Raw genomic sequence first — 16,658 nt, forward strand, 5'->3', positions numbered from 1 at the left:
CTATAGGCACAGACTATTAAATGATACAATCTTAATCTTAGACCCTTCGGCCGCAACGGGGTATAGTTAGGGCAACCGAATGATTATGCAACTTTACAGAAGAGTAGAAAAGAAGGGTTGTTCCATGCTGCATTCCATCGTGTCGACATTGCTCCAGGTCATCGTCCCGCTCTCCATTCCGGTTATCGTAGGCGCGCTGCTGCGCCGCTTCAAGAACCTGGACACGAAGCCGCTGTCCGTTCTGTACTTGTACTTCCTGAGCCCGGCGATTCTGCTCGAGACGCTGACGACCGCCACGATCACAACCGAAGACGCGGCTTCAACGGTTGCGTTCTGCTTGATCAACCTGGCGCTGCTGTGGCTTGTCGCGACTGTCGTCGGCAAGCTGCTCAAGCTGCCGGCCCCCGAGAAAGCCGGACTGACGCTCATCTCGACGTTGACGAACAGCGTCAATTACGGACTTCCGCTCGTCCTGCTCGCCTTCGGCCAGCTCGGGCTCGACAAGGCCTCCCTCTACGTCGTCGTCCAGATTGTCCTGACGAACACGATCGGGGTTTTCTTCGCCGCCCGCTCGCAATTCTCGTTCGCGGACGCGGTGCGCTCCATCTTCAAGCTGCCGGCCATCTATGCCGCGATCTTCGCGTTCCTGCTGCGGGCGTTCGAGCTCAGCTTGCCGGACGGCTTGCAGAGCGGCATCGCCCTCTCCAGCGGCGCGTATTCCCCCGTTGTCCTCACGATTCTCGGCGCCCAGATGATCAGCGTCGGCTCGCAAGCCGCCGGGAGGACGAAGATCGAGACCCGCACCTTCTGGACGGGCATGGCAATCCGGACGTTCGCCGCTCCGCTGATCGCCGCTCTGATCATCTGGGCGCTTGGCGTCGAAGGGACGGCGGCGCACGTCTTCTTTATCCTCGCTTCCATGCCGGTTGCGGTCAACGCGGTCGTCCTGGCCGAGCGCTTCGACGCCGCGCCGAAGCTGCTCTCGAGGTGCATCCTCTGGTCGACGCTCTCCTCGTTCGTCTGGCTGCCGGTGTTGATCGGGTTCGTGAGTTGAGCAGCAAGCTTGCGACCGGCACGACAAGGGAGAGCTGCGTTCGCCGACTGCCCACCGTTCCTGCACCGCCACCCCGCGCGGGAGGACAGCTTGAGCTCGCTTGCCGTAATGCTGCGGTTAAGCGGGCTTTTTCCCCATAATCCGTCCGGTTCCCTCCCGCTTCGCCGAGTAGTACACTCAATACTGGAAGCGCATACATAAAGTGGCTGTTTCCGACCTCTTCCCGCTTCTCGCCGTTCCATGATCGGAATGCTTCGCTTCGGCAAGCCCGCAATCCGAGTTGCCGTTTACTACCGTACTACCATGAATTCACATACAACTACATTCTCAGAAGGAGTTGGGTATTAATGAAGAAGAGCAAGTTAAGTTGGCTTCTGAAGCTGCTCGTGCTGATGGCCGTCGTGCTGTCGCCGTCGCTGCTGAAGAGCAACCAAGCGGAGGCATGGAACGGAATGCCGATGTCCAAGCTGCACGTCAGCGGCAATCAGCTCGTGAACAGCAGCGGGCAGCCCGTCGTGCTCAGCGGGTGGCATCAGCCTTCCGGGTCTTACTGGACGTACCAGAGCAGCAGCTACTACCTGGATCAGAACGGCGGCAATCGGCATGCGGCAACATTGGCCTACTTGAAGGACATTACCGATACGTTCACAACGACTTCCGCCAAGTATGGAAGCACGCACGGCTGGTATATGAACCAGGTTCGGCTGTTCATTGATCGGGAAGACATGGGCGATGTCGCGGCCGGAACGTACAACTATGCGGGCCTTCAAGCCGTCACGCAGAACGTCATCATTCCGTATATCAACTACGCGAAGACCAAGGGCGTATATGTCACGCTCGGCCTCGACTTCACCATTCTCGACAACCAGGCGACAACGCAGGCCAACCTCGACAAGTTCAATCAGATCTGGGGGTATCTGTCCTCGCAATCGGCGATCAAGAGCGCGGACAACGTCATGTTCGAGCTGATCAACGAGCCGGTCTTGTCCTACGCTAATGGAGGCTGGGGCGGCAATCCGGCCGAATCCGACTTCGTCGACCACTGGAATGCGCTCAAGAGCTTCCAGAATTCCATAATCTCCACCATTCGGAACAACGGTGCGGACAACGTCATCTGGGCCGCCGGCCTCGGCTGGGACCAATATTACCAACTGTGCGCCTCTTATCCGCTGACGGACCCGTTGAACAACGTCGGCTACGCGGTCCATTGGTATCCGGGCTATGGAGCGCACGACGACTACACGACGCTTCAGCAGATCTGGGACAATACGATCAAGCCATGCGCGGACAGCTACCCGATCAACATCACGGAGACCACATGGTTCAAGACGTTGTCCGGCGATTCCTCGTATTGGGAGCTGTTCAACGGCTCGAACGAAGGCTTCGGCAAGAACACGAAGGCAATCTTCACCGCCGCAGGCAATGTCAGCATCGCCGTGCACATGAACGGCTTCCTGCTCGACTCCGGCACGAGAAGCTCGTTCGCCGATCCGACCGCAGGCCTCAAGTATGACGGCGACACGGCGCGGGACGGCATGGCCCGCTTCCTCTTCGAATGGTATTACGAGCGAGCGCAGCTCCACCCGTGGAACGGCATCTGGAACGGCATTCAATCCGGTTCGACATACAAGCTCATCAACCGCGCCTCGGGCAAGGTGCTTGAAGTGCCGGGTGGGGTGAATACGAGCGCGACCCAGCTTCAACAGTATACGGACAACGGCGCGACGGCACAGCAATGGGTTGTCACCGATGTGGGAAGCTACAACAATATTTACAAGCTGCGAAGCGTCAGCTCGTCCGACGGCAAGGTCATGGACGTGCGCAACGGGACGAAGAACAACGGCGAAGCGATTCAGTTGATGACCGACTACAGCAACACCGCTCAGCAATTCCGCATCTTTAAGCTGAGCAACGGGTATTGGAGCATTATCAACGTGAACAGCAACAAGGCGCTTGAGGTCGCGAATTCCTCGACTTCGAATTACGCCCTCATTCAACAGAACCTGTACAAGGGCAACTTGAATCAACAGTGGCAGTTGGTGAAGATTAGCTAGACGAACAACCCTCGGGCCTGCCGGCCCGAGGGTTGTTCGTCAGTTCGCCAGATACCGACTAATTAGCGTGTCGCTCGGTCGACTTACTTGAACAGCAACGGAGCGAATCGGTACAGGTCGTTCTTCCATACCGGCCAATCGTGGCCGCCGGGCTCCTCGTACCATAAATGTTCGACTCTATGCTCTTCGAGATAAGCATGCGTACGATCGCTGACCGATTTAAGATCGTCCAGAACTCCGCACGAGAGCCAGAGCAGCCGCAATTGCGCATTCGCTTCTTCCGGATTGGGAAGGAGCCGTTCGGGAGCCTTCGTGTTCGGGGCGGGCGAGAAGGCACCGATCCATGCGAACATATCGAGGCGGGCGAGTCCGATATTGAGCGCTTGCCCGCCTCCCATCGACAACCCGGCCAACGCCCGGCGCTCCCGTTCGGCAGCAACCGGATAATTCGCTTCCATGTGCGGAATCAGATCGTGCAACAGATCGCTCTCGAACGTCTCGAACGCTTGGAGCTTGTCCGCATCGAACGGATTCCCTCCCGACCGATCATCAGGCATCGCCCGTCCGTTCGGCATGACGACGATCATCGAAGCCAACTTGCCCTCTGCATACAGGTTATCGAGAATAATATGCGGCCGGCCATGGACATGCCATTCCTTCTCGTCACCTCCGATTCCGTGAAGAAGATACAGCGCGTTATAGCGATGCAGCGCATCCTCGGAGAAGCCGGGGGGCGCGTAAACCATCGCCCTGCGCCTGACACCGACCGTCCGGGATTCGTATTCGATCGTCGACATCGTTCCCCGCCTGATGCATTCTCGCTCACTGTCGTATCCGTCTGTTGCCTCTTGCCTTATCCGGTCCGAGCTCATCGTTCGTTCTTCTCCTTCCGTTTATCCGATTAATTCTTCTTATCCTGCAGCGGACAGCGGCTAGCCGCGACAGAACTGCCGTCAGGTCGTCCGCAGCTCTGTCTTCATTCTCGCCCGGTACTGCTGGGGAGTCACTCCGACGACACGCTTGAACAGGTTGGAGAAGCTCCCCAGACTGGAGTAGCCCACTTCCCCGGCAATATCCGTAATCTTAAGCTCCGTCTTCTCGAGCAGCCGCTTGGCTTCCTGGATTCGTTCCTGAATAATGGCGTCCGACAGCGACAGCCCCGTCTCCTTCTTAAACATTCTCGACAGGTACGCCGGATTCAGATAGACGTGAGCCGCCAATTCCTCCCTGGTAATATCCCGGTCCAGGCGTGAACGAATATAGCGGCTTATCTTCGAAACAACGGTTGAGGAGACATTGTTGCTCGCCTTAAGCAAGTCGGCCGCCGCCTCGAAGCATTCCCTCGTCCAGTCCTGCAGCGCAATTCTGAGCTTCGGGTAATTGCCTCCGTCCGTCAGCTTCCGCAGCTCCTTCGAATCGTGCGCCGACAGCCCTTTTCTCCCAAGAACCGTATGAATAATGAAGAGGATGCCGTGAACGAATTGCCAGTGCGATTCCTTCGACCACGCATCCCCCTCACGATCCGAGAACCATTGGCGAATTCGACGATTAAGCTCGTCCGTCTCGCCAAGTTCCAGAATCGTCAACCAGTCCGCGAACAAAGGCAACGGAGCCGCAGCCGACAATGCCTCCGACTTCGCAAGGGCAAAATCGTCGGAAGGCACGAAGATCTGACGCGGCCGATTCGTGTTGCGCTGCTCCTTATCGGTTAAGGAGGTGTAGGCCTGAACGATATTCGGGAGAGGGGTCGGCGGACTGAGATAGATCGACAGCGTGCAGCGAAGCAGTCGTTCCGCCTCTTCCTGGAAGCGACGGCAACGCATAACAAGCACATCCACGGAGCGTCTCCCCCCGCTCCCCGCGCGCTCGCCTCTCTCGTATAGGATAGCGATATTAAGACCGGCGTGATCCTGGAAGACAACCCCTTCTGTCCCGCCCAGAAGGAGCTCTCCCGCCAGATTGCGAAGCGCGTATTCCATAATGGCTTCATCCCGCGCGCTCAGGTTCTCCTTCCACTTCTCGAGTCCGAGCAGAACAAGGGTGAATCGATCCTCCGGAAGGAAGCGAAGACCGTACGTGTCCATGGACCTCTGCAGCGATTGGGGAAGCGGCGATGCCCGTTCGCCGAGAATATCCTGCCAGAAGCGTTCCACCAGCAGCGGGAGCTGATGCTCCCACCGCGTTCGATACTCCTGCATGAGCAGCTCGAACCGCTTATGCTCCCTCCTCCGGTCGCCTTCCGCAAGCGCGGCGACCGCCACTCGCTGCAATTGCTCATAATCGACCGGCTTCAACAGATAATGATACGCTCCGTGATGTATGGCACGCTGTGCGTATTCGAAGTCGGCATGACAGGTAAGCATGATGGTCAACGTGTCCGGGCAATGCCGACCGGTCCATTCCAGTAGTTCCAGTCCGCTTCGTCCAGGCATCTCGATATCGCAGATCAGAAGATTGACCTCTCGGCTCCTCAGACACTCCGTCGCTTGCTCGGCCGTCTCTGCCAGACAGACTTCTCCGATCCCCAACTCCTCCCACGCGATTCCTTGCTCAAGCCCCAGCAGGGCAAAATATTGATCATCAACAATGAGCGCGCGATACAAGCGGATTCTCCTCCTCTTCGGCGGCAGGGAGCCGGATCTCGACGCTTCCGCCTCCGCAGGCATCGTTCCGGAAGATCAGTTCGGCCCTCCCGGCATAATACATGGCAAGTCGTCTTCGAACATTCCATATGCCAAGCTGGCGATCCGTCGGCTCCTTCTCGTAAATGCCTTCGTTCAGTCGATTCAGCCGGTCCGGCGCGAAGCCCGGCCCGGAGTCGTCAACCCGGATAACGACGCTGCCATTCCCGTCTTGTCCGTCCTCCCGACTTATGACAATCGCCACCTTGAACGGCCTTGTAACCTCGACGAAGCCGTGCTTGAATGCATTCTCCACGAAGGGTTGGACGAGCAGCGGAGGAAGCGGCGTCCTCTCCAGTTCCTCCGGAAGCTGCAAGTCGAAGCTCAGCTTGTCCGGATACATCATCATCTGAATGTCCATATAGTTGCGAATATGCGCCACCTCGTCGGCAAGCGCAATCCACCTGTCATTCGTATTCATCATGAATCGGAAGTACGCAACAAGATGACGGATCATTTGCTTGATGAGCGGATATTGCTTCAGCTCGACCAGATGGTACACGATGTTCAGCGAATTCATGAAGAAGTGCGGATTGATCTGAGCCTGAAGATGCTTCAGCTCGGCTTGCTGTCCCTTCATCTTCTCCTCGTAGACGTCGATCTTGAGAGCGCCGATCTGCTCCGCCATCCGGTTGAATTGCTGCGTAATGATTCGGAACTCCTTCGACTTCCCTTCCTTCAAGCGGTAGTCCAACTGACCCTTGCCCAGAATGCGCATGCCGCTCGTCAGCGCTTGAAGCGGGCGGAAGACGATTCGCCCCAGCAAGGTCAGCACAATGCCCAGAATCGCGACAACCGCAACAGGAATGCTCTTGATCACCCGCTGGAACAACGGGAGCTCGTCGAGCAGCGACTTCTCGTCGAGCAGGATGAACACGCTCAAGTCGGAGAACAGGGACGGCTTGCCGACATAGAGATACGATTCGCCGTCCTTCAGCCGAACCGTCGAACTGTCCGGGCCTGAAGCGTCGCGTCGGATGTCGCGAATCCGGCTTAGATCCTCGTCCGAGAATTTGCCCCAGAGCAGGCTCCCCTCCTTCGACACGATTCCGATCTTCTCGTCGCTGGTCACCGAATCCAGCTGCGTCAGCGGCTGCGCCAGAGCATCGATACTCACAAGAACCCCGATCATGATTCGCCCTGTCTTGTCCGGCAGCGCTTTGAACAGGACGGATTCTCCGCCGACCGTTACAATGTCCCACTTCGGAGAAGAGGGCGGATCGAACGTCTTCATGCGAGGCGACAGCCCTTCGCGAACGGCTTCCATCTCGCCGTAATACTCCTTCCGGCTGCTGAGGAACAAGTCGTCCCTTCCCGGATGATAGACGAATACGGTGCGGATAATCGAATAATAGCTGACATCGTTGTACCATTGATCCATCAGCTTCCGAATTGACACGTAGTAGCTCACGCTGTCGGGATTGCTCTCCGCGTAGAGATCCAGCAGCGTGCTCTCGTTCGCCGTGCGAACGAGGTAGATGCTCGTCTGCTCAAGCAACTCGTCAAGCGTCCCGAGGTGGAGGGTCAGCGTATCGGAAGCGGACTCGGCGACTTTCTCCCGCACGATATTCGTCGAATAAATATTCGTGTAATAGAGGAACAGCGACAGAGGCGCCACCAGCATTAGAACGAGAGCGCTCACTTTAAATCGCAATGACAGCCTCACCGTGCCGCTCTCCCTTCTTCTTGCTTCTTCTTGTTTCCTTCTTCCCCTGCCTTCTTCCGTCTTCCTTCGCACGCCTTGCCATAGCGGCGCAAGAGGGGGACGACCCGCTGGCGCGATGGTCTTCCCCCTCATGCTTATTCAGCTTTGCTTGGCCTTCCATTCCTCGTATTGCCGCTGAGCCTCGGCGCGAATCTTCTCGATTCCGTTCGCCTTAAGCTTGTCGTTGTATTCCGCGAGCACCTTGTCGGCGTCAAGGCTTCCCGTCTCCAGCAGCGGACGATATTCCTTCACGATGTTGCTGATCACCGACACCTCCGTCTTGACGGCGTCCGTGTTGAAGTTGAAGCCGAACGACTTCACCTTGTGAGCGCGTTCGTTATACAGCTTGAACTGCTCCCACTTGTCCGCGCTCTCTCCTTCCCACAGATAAGTCAGCGTCTGATTGCCGAACATCCACTCGATGCCGGGAGCCCAGCCCGTATCCGTGCGGGTCGCAATGCCGTCGGGCAGCTTGATGAAGTTCGGCTGGCCCTCGACCTTCACGTATTGGCGTCCCTCCACGCCGAAGTCGATGAGATTGACCAGATACGGGTCGGTGTGAAGAAGATTCAGAAGCATCATTGTCCGCTCCGGATCGATAGAGGTTCGGCCGATTGCCATCATCGAGTTGCTGACGCTGGCCGTGCTGATCTCGGGATCGTTGCCCGTCAGCTTGACGAGCTCGATGCCGGTCGCGCTCGAGTCCTCCTTGTCCGAACCCGGCTTGTCCGAGCCGAACTTCATCCACGTCTTGCCGGCCTTGAGCGCGTCCTCGGCGCTCGTCTTCGTTGTCGCGGCATCCTTGTTGATGTAGCCCTTCTTGAACCATTCGTTGTACAGCTTGATGCGATAGATCGCCGCGTCGGATTCCATCGTGTTCACGATCATCTTGTCCGTCTTCGTATCGAGCACGATCGGAGCCGGGGCTCCTGCGACCAGCTCGTAGCGGAAGTTCTCCTCGACGCTCACCTTCGTCTTATCGAAGTAAGACAGCGTGTCCGAGCCGCTTCCAGACAGCCAGATCGGCGCCAGGCCGGGCTCCTTCTCCTTGATCGTCTCGAGCCAGGGTTCGAGGTCCTCCAGCGTGTTGATCGAGTTGACGTCGAAGCCGTACTTGTCGATCAGGTCCTTCCGGAACATGATCGTATGGCTCTCGCCGATCTCCTTGTTGGTCGGAATCGCATAGATCTTGCCGTCGACCGTCCCGCCTTCGAGGAAACGCGGATCAAGGCTGTCCGTAATGCCTTGTCCATACTTGGCCAGCAGATCGTCGAGCGGCAGGAACGCCCCCTTCGCGACATTGTTGGCGAAGTCGGCCCAGTTCGGAGCGAAGGTCAGATCGACCTGTTCGCCGGATTGATAGGCGAGCGTCATCTTCTCCGCCCATGAGGACCATGGAAGCCCCTGGAAGTCGATCTCGGCGTTGATCTTCTCCTTCAGATACTTGTTGATCTCGCCGATAACCGCATCGGTGTCCGTCTGCGGGAAGCCTCCCACCGTGAACACTTTAAGCTTGCGATACGTGGAGATGTCCGCTCCGCCGTTGTCGGCTTCCCCGGAGGACGTCCCGGTCGTCGCAGGCTGTTCCTTGGGAGATGCGGATGTATTCGAATTGTCCTTGTCCGAGCACCCCGCCAAGATCGCCGTTCCCGCCAGCATTGCAGCCAATGCAAGGCTCCATCCTCTTGCCTTCGTCATTCTGTCGTGCCTCCCCATCTAATTGTGGTCATCTATTCTAACCGGCCGTATAGCCAGAGTTAGACAGTTCCTGCACCTGCACCTGCTGCTGTTCCTGCTGCACCTGCTCCTGCTGCTTCTTCCTTCGTTTGCATCACCCTTTGATTGCGCCTATCGTAAGCCCCTTGGTGAAGTACTTCTGGAAGAACGGGTAGACGAACAGGATCGGACCGATCGAGACGACAACCATGGCCATGCGAAGACTCTCCGTCGGCACCGCCTCTCTCACCATCAGCGCCACACCGGTGCCCGCAAGCTGGTTCTTGAAGAACTCCGCTTGACGAATCATCTGGATCATGACGTACTGCAGCGAGAACTTGTCCGTGTCGTTAATGAACAGAAGCGAGTTGAACCAGTCATTCCAGTAGAGCAGCGTCGTGAACAAGCCGATTGTCGCCAGTACGGGAAGAGAGATCGGTAGCACGAGCTGGAAGAAGATTCTCCACTCCGAAGCGCCGTCCAGCTTGCCCGACTCGACCATCTCCTCCGGCACCGTCTGCGAGAAGAACGTCCGGGTGATGAAGATGTAGAAGGCGTTCGACAAGCCCGGCAGAATAAGCGCGATCAGCGAGTCTCTCAGATTCAGGTAGTTGATATAGAGCAGGTAGAACGGAACAAGACCGCCGGAGAACAGCATCGTTATCAGAAGATAGAGATTGAACAGCTTCTTGAATGGAAAATCCTTGCGGTAGAGCGGGTATGCGTACAACGCGATCAGAAGCACAGCCAACACGGTTCCGATGCAGGTGACGGTCAGCGAGACGCCGTATGCCTTGACGAGCGTCGTCGAATTGGTGAACAAATACGTGTACGCGGACAGATCAAGCTCGTCGGGCCAGAACTTGTATCCCTTCAAGGTCAGGAGCTTCTCGTTCGAGAGCGAGATGGCGACGATCAGGACGATCGGCAAGATGCATGCCAGGCTAATCAAGGCAAACCCGACATGAAGAAGCAGATTGGCGGCGAGCGGCATTCTCTGGTACGGCTTGGCGGCTGTCGATGGCTTCATGTTTATCCTCCTCACTAGAATAGCGCGGTATCGCGGTCGATTCGGCGAGCCAGCGCATTCGCTCCAATGACCAGGAAGAAGCCGACAACCGATTGATAGAAGTTCGCCGCCGAGGACATGCCCAGGTCGTTCAGTTGAATCAAGCCCCGATAAACGTACGTGTCGATGACGTCGGTCGTCGATCGCAGCGCGCCCGAGTCAAGCGTGACATGGTAGAACAAGCCGAAGTCCGAACGGAAGATGCCGCCGAGGTTCAGAATCGTCAGGATGACCATGACGGGAGCGAGCAGCGGAATCGTTATCCGGACTATCTGCTGCAGCTTGCCGGCGCCATCCACGACCGCCGCCTCGTACAGCTCCTCGCTTATTCCCGTAATCGCCGCCAGGTAGATGACGCTGCCGATGCCGACGGAATGCCACATCTTCGTCAGCCATAGAATGTACGGCCAGGCCTCTGCATGCATGTAGGCGTTGACGGAAGAATGCCCGAAGAGCGGCAGCACGTACTTGACCAGGAAGCCGTATTCCGGATGAAGGAACGCGTACACGATGTAGCTCACGACGACCATGGAGAGGAAGTTCGGCATAATCATGACGGTCTGATAGAATCGCGAGGCCAGCTTGGCCCGCACTTCGTTGACCGCGATCGCGACGGCGACGGAGAGAACGAGGCCCGAGCAGATAAAAGCTGCGTTGTAAGCAATCGTATTGACGGTGACCCTCCAGGCGTCCGAGGTGGCGAACAGGAAGCGGAAGTTGTCCAGTCCGGTCCACGGGCTTCCGAGAATGCCGTCGATGTAGTTGATGTTCTTGAAGGCGATAAAGACGCCGAACATCGGAATGTAGCAATTGATGAAGAAGACGACCGTTGTCGGCAGGAGCATGAGCAGAAGCGCCCGATAGCGAACGACGTTGCGCAGAAGGCGGACGAAGCTCCGCTTGGGAGGGCTGGAAGCCGTCCCAAGTGTCGGCTCGGCGATGGTGGACAAGTTCATGGCGGTAACCTCTTCCCGTTAGTCGGTATGGCTTTCATTATAGGGTCCGCCGTCGCCTTTCTCTCCCTCGCAGATGACCTCGTTTATCCGCTTGTGACATGTTGCCGGCACGGTTGCCGGAATCGATCGAGCCGTGTACATAAAAAACAGCGGCGAGGCCCCCGCCTGCCGCTGTCTTCCGCTCTGGCTGCTCTTATTGTTGACGGACGTACCTGAAGTAATCGAAGTCCGCCCATCCGCCGACGGACCGGCTCGCATAATGGAACAGCCCGATCCGGCAGCCCATGAAGTGGTCCAACGCATACCTCATCTGCAGCGGCTCTCCGGCCGAGATCCACGTCTCTCCGTCGGATGAATAAGAGAAGAAGGCGCGATCCACACTGACGTTCGAACCGGAGTTCAAGCCGGAGCCGGTTCGGAAGTCGAATTCGATCCGCAGATGGACCGTCTCGCCTTCATATGGCGCGCTCCAGACGACCATCTCGCCGCCGTTCTTCCCGGCATCGCCCATGCCCGAGCTCTCGACGTCGGCACGGCCCGCTTCCGGCGATCCCGTCGAGCACATGACGATGCGCTTCGCCCCGTCCTCTTCCACGCGCAGGCCGACAGCTCCGAAGCGTCCCTGCAGCGCAACCATGCCCGCGCGGTCGCCGGGAAGCATGCTCGTCGCATCCAGCAGCGCGGTCGCAACGCAGGACGGCCCTTCCGTCCGCTGCGTCAGCGTATTGCGGGCGAATTCGACGCTGTCGGCCAAGCTGCCTGTCTTCAGGCGAAGCCAGCCCGGACGGTCCGTCACGGACCATAGCTCGTTGTCCGGATTGTGATTCCACTGCCAGTTCAGCGACAGCTTGTTCCGTTCGTATTCGAACTCGTCGCTCGTCACGAGCGGCGCAAGCGAAGCCGGTGCGCTTCCCGCAGCGAGCGTCTTCGGAACCCTCCCGTTCACGCCGAATACCGGCCAGTCGTCCTCCCAGGAGACCGGCACGACACACGGAATCCGTCCGACCGCGCCGTGATCCTGGAACAGCACCGCATACCAGTCGCCATCCGGCGTATCGACGATACCGCCCTGCGCGACGCCGTTGTTGCCATAATCAAGGTTGTCGTCAAGGACGATTCGGCTCTCGTAAGGGCCAAGCAGCTCGGACGAACGATACGCCAGTTGTCTGCGTCTTCCATTGCCGGTTCGCGGCCACTCAATGAAGAACAAATAATAATAGCCGTTCCGCTTGTACGCATGACAGCCCTCGCAGCGCAGGCCGATCCCTTCCCGCGCCGTCTCGAACAGCAATTGATCGATCCCGTCCGGCTTGACGGCGGTCGCATCGGCCGTCAGCTCGCGAATGCGGATGTCGCCGTTGCCGTGGAACACGAACACGCGGCCGTCATCGAACAGCAGGCTCGGATCGTGGTGCAGCCCGGGAATGACGAAGCGCTCCCAGCTTCCCTTCTCGATGTCGGCCGTCCGATATACATAGAATTGATTCGTGTCGAGACTCGAGAAGCCGACATAGAACAACCCGCCATGCTGCCGCAAGGTGGCGGCCCATGAACCCTTCCCGTAAATATGGCTGCCGTTCCTCAGGTTATGGGCGTCGTTGTCCTCAAAGGTATCGTACACATAGTTCACAAGCTCCCAATGGAGCAGGTCGCTGGACTTCAGAATCGGGCAGCCCGGCATCGAGTGCATGCTCGTACTGACCATATAATACGATGCGCCAACTCTTATGACGCTTGGGTCCGGATAGTCGGCCCACAGCACCGGGTTCGCAACGTTCGCCGTGCTCATCCGTTCGCCTCCTCTCCCGCTTGCGCATCTTCGATAACGTTCTGGAACGAAGTCTTCGGCTGCTGATGGATGTCGAAGAGGAACGGCCAGTTCTTCCGCCCCCTCACGGGGAAGTCATCCAGCCACGTATAATCGTCCGCGGCGCCCCAGAACGTTACCGACGGGATGTGCTCGGCATATTCGCTTAAGAGACGGAAGAGCTGGCGATACCGCTCCGCCTGCTTCTCCAGCATCTCCTCCGTCGGCTCCGTCAAGTCGGTCCGGCGATCCTCGAAGGCGAACATCGACACGTCGAGTTCGGTAATATGGAGCTTCACGTCCAGGCTCGCATACCGCTCGATCGCCGCGCGAATATCGTCCAGAGAGGGATTGTCCAGATTCCAGTGCGCCTGCAGGCCGACCCCGTGAATCGGAATTCCCTTCTCCTTCAGGGAACGGACGAGCGAATAAATCTTCTCCCGCTTCGCCGGATCGGATTCGTTGTAATCGTTGTAGAACAGCAGAGCGTTCGAGTCCGCAGCGTGAGCATATTCGAACGCCTTCTCGATAAAATCCTCGCCGATAATATCCAGCCACCTCGACGGGCGCAGGAATTCCTCCGGCTTGTCCGATACCGCTTCATTCACGACATCCCATGCGTAGATGATGCGCTTGTATCTCGAGACGACCGTCTCGATATGCGTCTTCATCCGGCTCAGCAGCGTCTCGCGGCTTGCCGCGCTGCCGTCCGCGTTCACGAATACCCAATCCGGCGTCTGGTTGTGCCAGACAAGCGTGTGGCCGCGAACGCCCATTCCGTTCGCCGCGGCGAAGTCGATCATCGCATCCGCCCGTTCGAACGTGAATGCGCCTTCCGATGGCTGAAGCCTCTCGAACTTCATCTCGTTCTCCGCCGTTACGCTGTTATAATGCCGCTTGAGCAGCCCGGCTTGCGTCTTCAGCGTCAACGGATTGACCGCCGCGCCGATACGGAAGCGATTCCCGAACGCCTCGTGCAGCTTCGGAAGCTCGCCTGAATTCGTCAGTTCTGTCATTGAGATCCGCCTCCTCGCGTATGCTCCCCACAGTGTAGCGCCCGCCTGTTGCCCCGGCAACCCGACGATGTTAGACGCTTGACCTGCCAGAGTATAGATTCCGATTCCGACCCGATTCGAGCGCTGTCGTCCCGACGGCGCTTGTCCCCGCATGAAGTCGTCAGAACGTATACCGTTGTCCGGCCTCCGCCGCCAATTCGATCGTCTCGGCGCCGATGCCGCGGATGCGGAGCGTGCCGCTGCGCGATGCCGCAATCGTCGCTGACGACAGCTCTCCATTCGCCCACTCCATATCGACCGTATACCCGCCCCGGGCACGCAGGCCGCTGACGCGTCCGTTGCCCCATTGCGCCGGCCATGCCGGGAGCAGGTGAAGCTCGCCCCCGTGGCTCTGCAGAAGCATCTCCGCGATGCCCGCCGTGCCGCCGAAGTTGCCGTCGATCTGGAACGGAGGATGATTGTCCAGCAGATTCGGCAGCGTCGACCTGGCGAGCAGCGCCTTCACGTTCTCATACGACTTGTCCGCATCGCGCAGACGCGCCCAGAAGTTGATGATCCACGCCCGGCTCCAGCCGGTGTGGCCGCCGCCGTTCGCCAGTCTGCGCTCAAGGGTGACGCGCGCGGCTGCGGCCAGCTCCGGCGTCTTCTCCGGCGTGAACAGTTCGCCCGGATAGAGGCCGAACAGATGCGAGATGTGCCGGTGCCCCGGCTCCGCCTCTTCATAGTCCTCCATCCATTCCTGGATCTGCCCGTGCTTGCCGATCGTCGGCTGCGGCAAGCGAGCGAGCGCTGCTTCCGCCTCGCCGACGAACGGCTCGGCGATGCCGAGAATACGCGCGCTCTCGATGCAAGCGTTAAGCAAAGAGGAGATGATCTGGAAGTCCATCGAGGCTCCGGCGCACAGCACTCCCGCTTCCCCGCTTGGCAGCAGGTACGTATTCTCCGGCGACACCGAAGGGCAGGTAATCAGCTCGCCGTTCTCCCCTTCGATAAGGTAATCGAGCAGGAAACGAGCCGCCTCCTTCATCGTCGGGTAAGCGCGGGCAAGGAACCCCTCGTCCCGGCCGAAGTCGTAGTGATCCCACAGGTGCAGACAGAGCCACGCCGCTCCGAGCGGCCAATAGGTCGCCGGAATGTACGTGTCCTGCGGAGCCGTATCGGCCCACAGATCCGTGTTGTGGTGCGCGGTGAAGCCGCGACAGCCGTACATGATCTCCGCCGTCTCCCGGCCCGGCTCGCGCATCCGCTCGATCAGATCGAACAACGGCTCGTGGCATTCGGCCAAATTCGTATTCTCCGCCAGCCAATAGTTCATCTCGGTGTTGATGTTGATCGTGTACTTGCTGTCCCACGGCGGCAGGAAGTGCGGATTCCAGATGCCCTGCAGGTTCGCCGGCAGCGAGCCCGGCCGGCTGGACGCCAGCAGCAGATAACGGCCGAATTGGAAGTAGAGCGACACGAGTCCCGGATCGTCCTGTCCTTCCCCGAACAAGGCGAGACGCTCGTCTGTCGGAAGCTTCTCCTTCCCGCCGTCAGGATCGTCGATCGTCAATTGCGTACGCGCGTACATTTTGCGGTAATCCAAAACATGCCTGTCCAGAAGCTGCCCGTAAGCCTTGGCGGAAGCCGTCTCGACAAGGGACTTGCAAGCGCGCTCCGGCTCCTCCGAACGGAACGTCGTAACCGCCGACAGAAGCAGAACGACCTCATCCGCGCCTTCGACAAGCAGATATTCCCCAAGCGTACGACAGCTTCCTCCGCGGGCAATCGCTCGAACGGCTGCCCGGTAGCCGACGCCGCCTTCTCCGCCTTCCTCGCCCGACATCAGGAGGCCGTCCTTCCCCCACGCCTCAATTCCGTCCACATACCGATAGCTCTGGCGCTCCCAGCGCACGCGGAGGCTGATCCGCCCCGGTTGATCCGCCGTCAGCTTCATGACGATGACCTGGTCCGGATAGCTGGCGATCGTCTCGCGCGAATAGCGGACGCCGTCCTGCGTAAATTCGACTCTCGCCATGCCGCTCGCGAGGTCCAGCTCCCGCCGGTAATCGGTCGTCTCCGCGTCCGAATTCGCGAATCGCAGGTGAAGCTCCCCGAGCGGCGTATAGTGGCGCTGCGTCTCCGGAACGCCGGACAGCGCCATGGACGCCAGATCCTGCGCTTCCCTCGGCTTGCCGGCCAGAATCAGCTCCCGAATCTTCTGCAGATTCGGCAGCGCGTCGCGGTTGTTGCGATCTCGCGGTCCTCCGTGCCACAGAGAATCCTCATTCAATTGCAGACGCTCCTGAACGGGCGCCCCGAACACCATCGCGCCCAGACGGCCATTGCCGATTGGAAGCGCTTCATTCCATTCCTTGGCCGGCTGCGCATACCACAGTCGATCTTTGCCAATCTCACCCTTGTATTCCTTATCCCGCAGGACGTCCATGCCGACTCTCCTCCTTGTCCAACCCGATTTGAACCAACTTATTCCTTCCTGGACAGTGAAAAGTTCTACCCCTTAAGAAGCCAGCGAATCGGCGTCATTCCTGGGCTCGTCCTGCTTTGATCGAATTATTTCGGTTATCGATAATGACGGGTATTGGGCAAACAGGCGAAAA

Annotated in this window: 11 protein-coding genes; 2 read left to right on the plus strand and 9 right to left on the minus strand. The window is 58.6% G+C overall.

Annotation, left to right across the window (positions count from 1 at the left end; genetic code table 11):
• Nucleotides 1–124: 124 nt before the first annotated feature.
• Nucleotides 125–1,054, plus strand: coding sequence for an AEC family transporter (locus E6C55_RS23005; RefSeq protein WP_136372166.1), 930 nt, complete (start codon nt 125–127; stop codon nt 1,052–1,054).
• Nucleotides 1,055–1,401: 347 nt separating this feature from the next.
• A complete protein-coding gene (locus E6C55_RS23010) occupies nt 1,402–3,108 on the plus strand; it encodes an RICIN domain-containing protein (RefSeq protein WP_136372167.1) in 1,707 nt (568 codons plus the stop codon).
• Between the two features lie 83 nt (nt 3,109–3,191).
• On the opposite strand, the gene E6C55_RS23015 is transcribed toward E6C55_RS23010, so the two are convergent.
• From E6C55_RS23015 to E6C55_RS23055, 9 genes are all read right to left on the minus strand, one after another.
• Nucleotides 3,192–3,905 (minus strand): alpha/beta hydrolase, encoded by a 714-nt coding sequence (locus tag E6C55_RS23015; RefSeq protein WP_230986820.1) that lies wholly within the window; start codon nt 3,903–3,905, stop codon nt 3,192–3,194.
• Nucleotides 3,906–4,061: 156 nt separating this feature from the next.
• Entirely contained in the window at nt 4,062–5,711 is a 1,650-nt protein-coding gene (locus E6C55_RS23020) for a helix-turn-helix domain-containing protein (protein WP_168735823.1), read from the minus strand.
• On the minus strand, nt 5,689–7,455 hold the full coding sequence (locus E6C55_RS23025; protein WP_168735824.1) for a sensor histidine kinase: 1,767 nt from the start codon (nt 7,453–7,455) through the stop codon (nt 5,689–5,691). The genes E6C55_RS23020 and E6C55_RS23025 overlap by 23 nt, the downstream gene beginning before the upstream one ends.
• A 138-nt stretch (nt 7,456–7,593) precedes the next feature.
• The gene (locus E6C55_RS23030) at nt 7,594–9,192 is read right to left on the minus strand and encodes an ABC transporter substrate-binding protein (protein ID WP_168735825.1); all 1,599 of its coding nucleotides are present in this window, start codon (nt 9,190–9,192) and stop codon (nt 7,594–7,596) included.
• A gap of 133 nt (nt 9,193–9,325) precedes the next feature.
• Nucleotides 9,326–10,240 (minus strand): carbohydrate ABC transporter permease, encoded by a 915-nt coding sequence (locus tag E6C55_RS23035; RefSeq protein WP_136372172.1) that lies wholly within the window; start codon nt 10,238–10,240, stop codon nt 9,326–9,328.
• 14 nt (nt 10,241–10,254) lie between these two features.
• Complete coding sequence (locus E6C55_RS23040; protein WP_136372173.1) at nt 10,255–11,235, minus strand: ABC transporter permease; 981 nt, start codon at nt 11,233–11,235, stop codon at nt 10,255–10,257.
• Between the two features lie 193 nt (nt 11,236–11,428).
• Nucleotides 11,429–13,024, minus strand: a complete 1,596-nt coding sequence (locus E6C55_RS23045; protein WP_136372174.1) for a glycoside hydrolase family 43 protein — start codon at nt 13,022–13,024, stop codon at nt 11,429–11,431.
• On the minus strand, nt 13,021–14,058 hold the full coding sequence (locus tag E6C55_RS23050) for an endo-1,4-beta-xylanase (RefSeq protein WP_136372175.1): 1,038 nt from the start codon (nt 14,056–14,058) through the stop codon (nt 13,021–13,023). Before E6C55_RS23050 ends, E6C55_RS23045 begins: the two co-directional genes overlap by 4 nt.
• Nucleotides 14,059–14,218: 160 nt before the next feature.
• Entirely contained in the window at nt 14,219–16,486 is a 2,268-nt protein-coding gene (locus E6C55_RS23055; RefSeq protein WP_136372176.1) for a glycoside hydrolase family 95 protein, read from the minus strand.
• Between the last annotated feature and the right edge of the window lie 172 nt (nt 16,487–16,658).

Origin of the sequence: Cohnella fermenti, from assembly GCF_004801405.1 — a bacterium.
Taxonomy (GTDB): Bacteria; Bacillota; Bacilli; order Paenibacillales; family Paenibacillaceae; genus Cohnella; species Cohnella fermenti.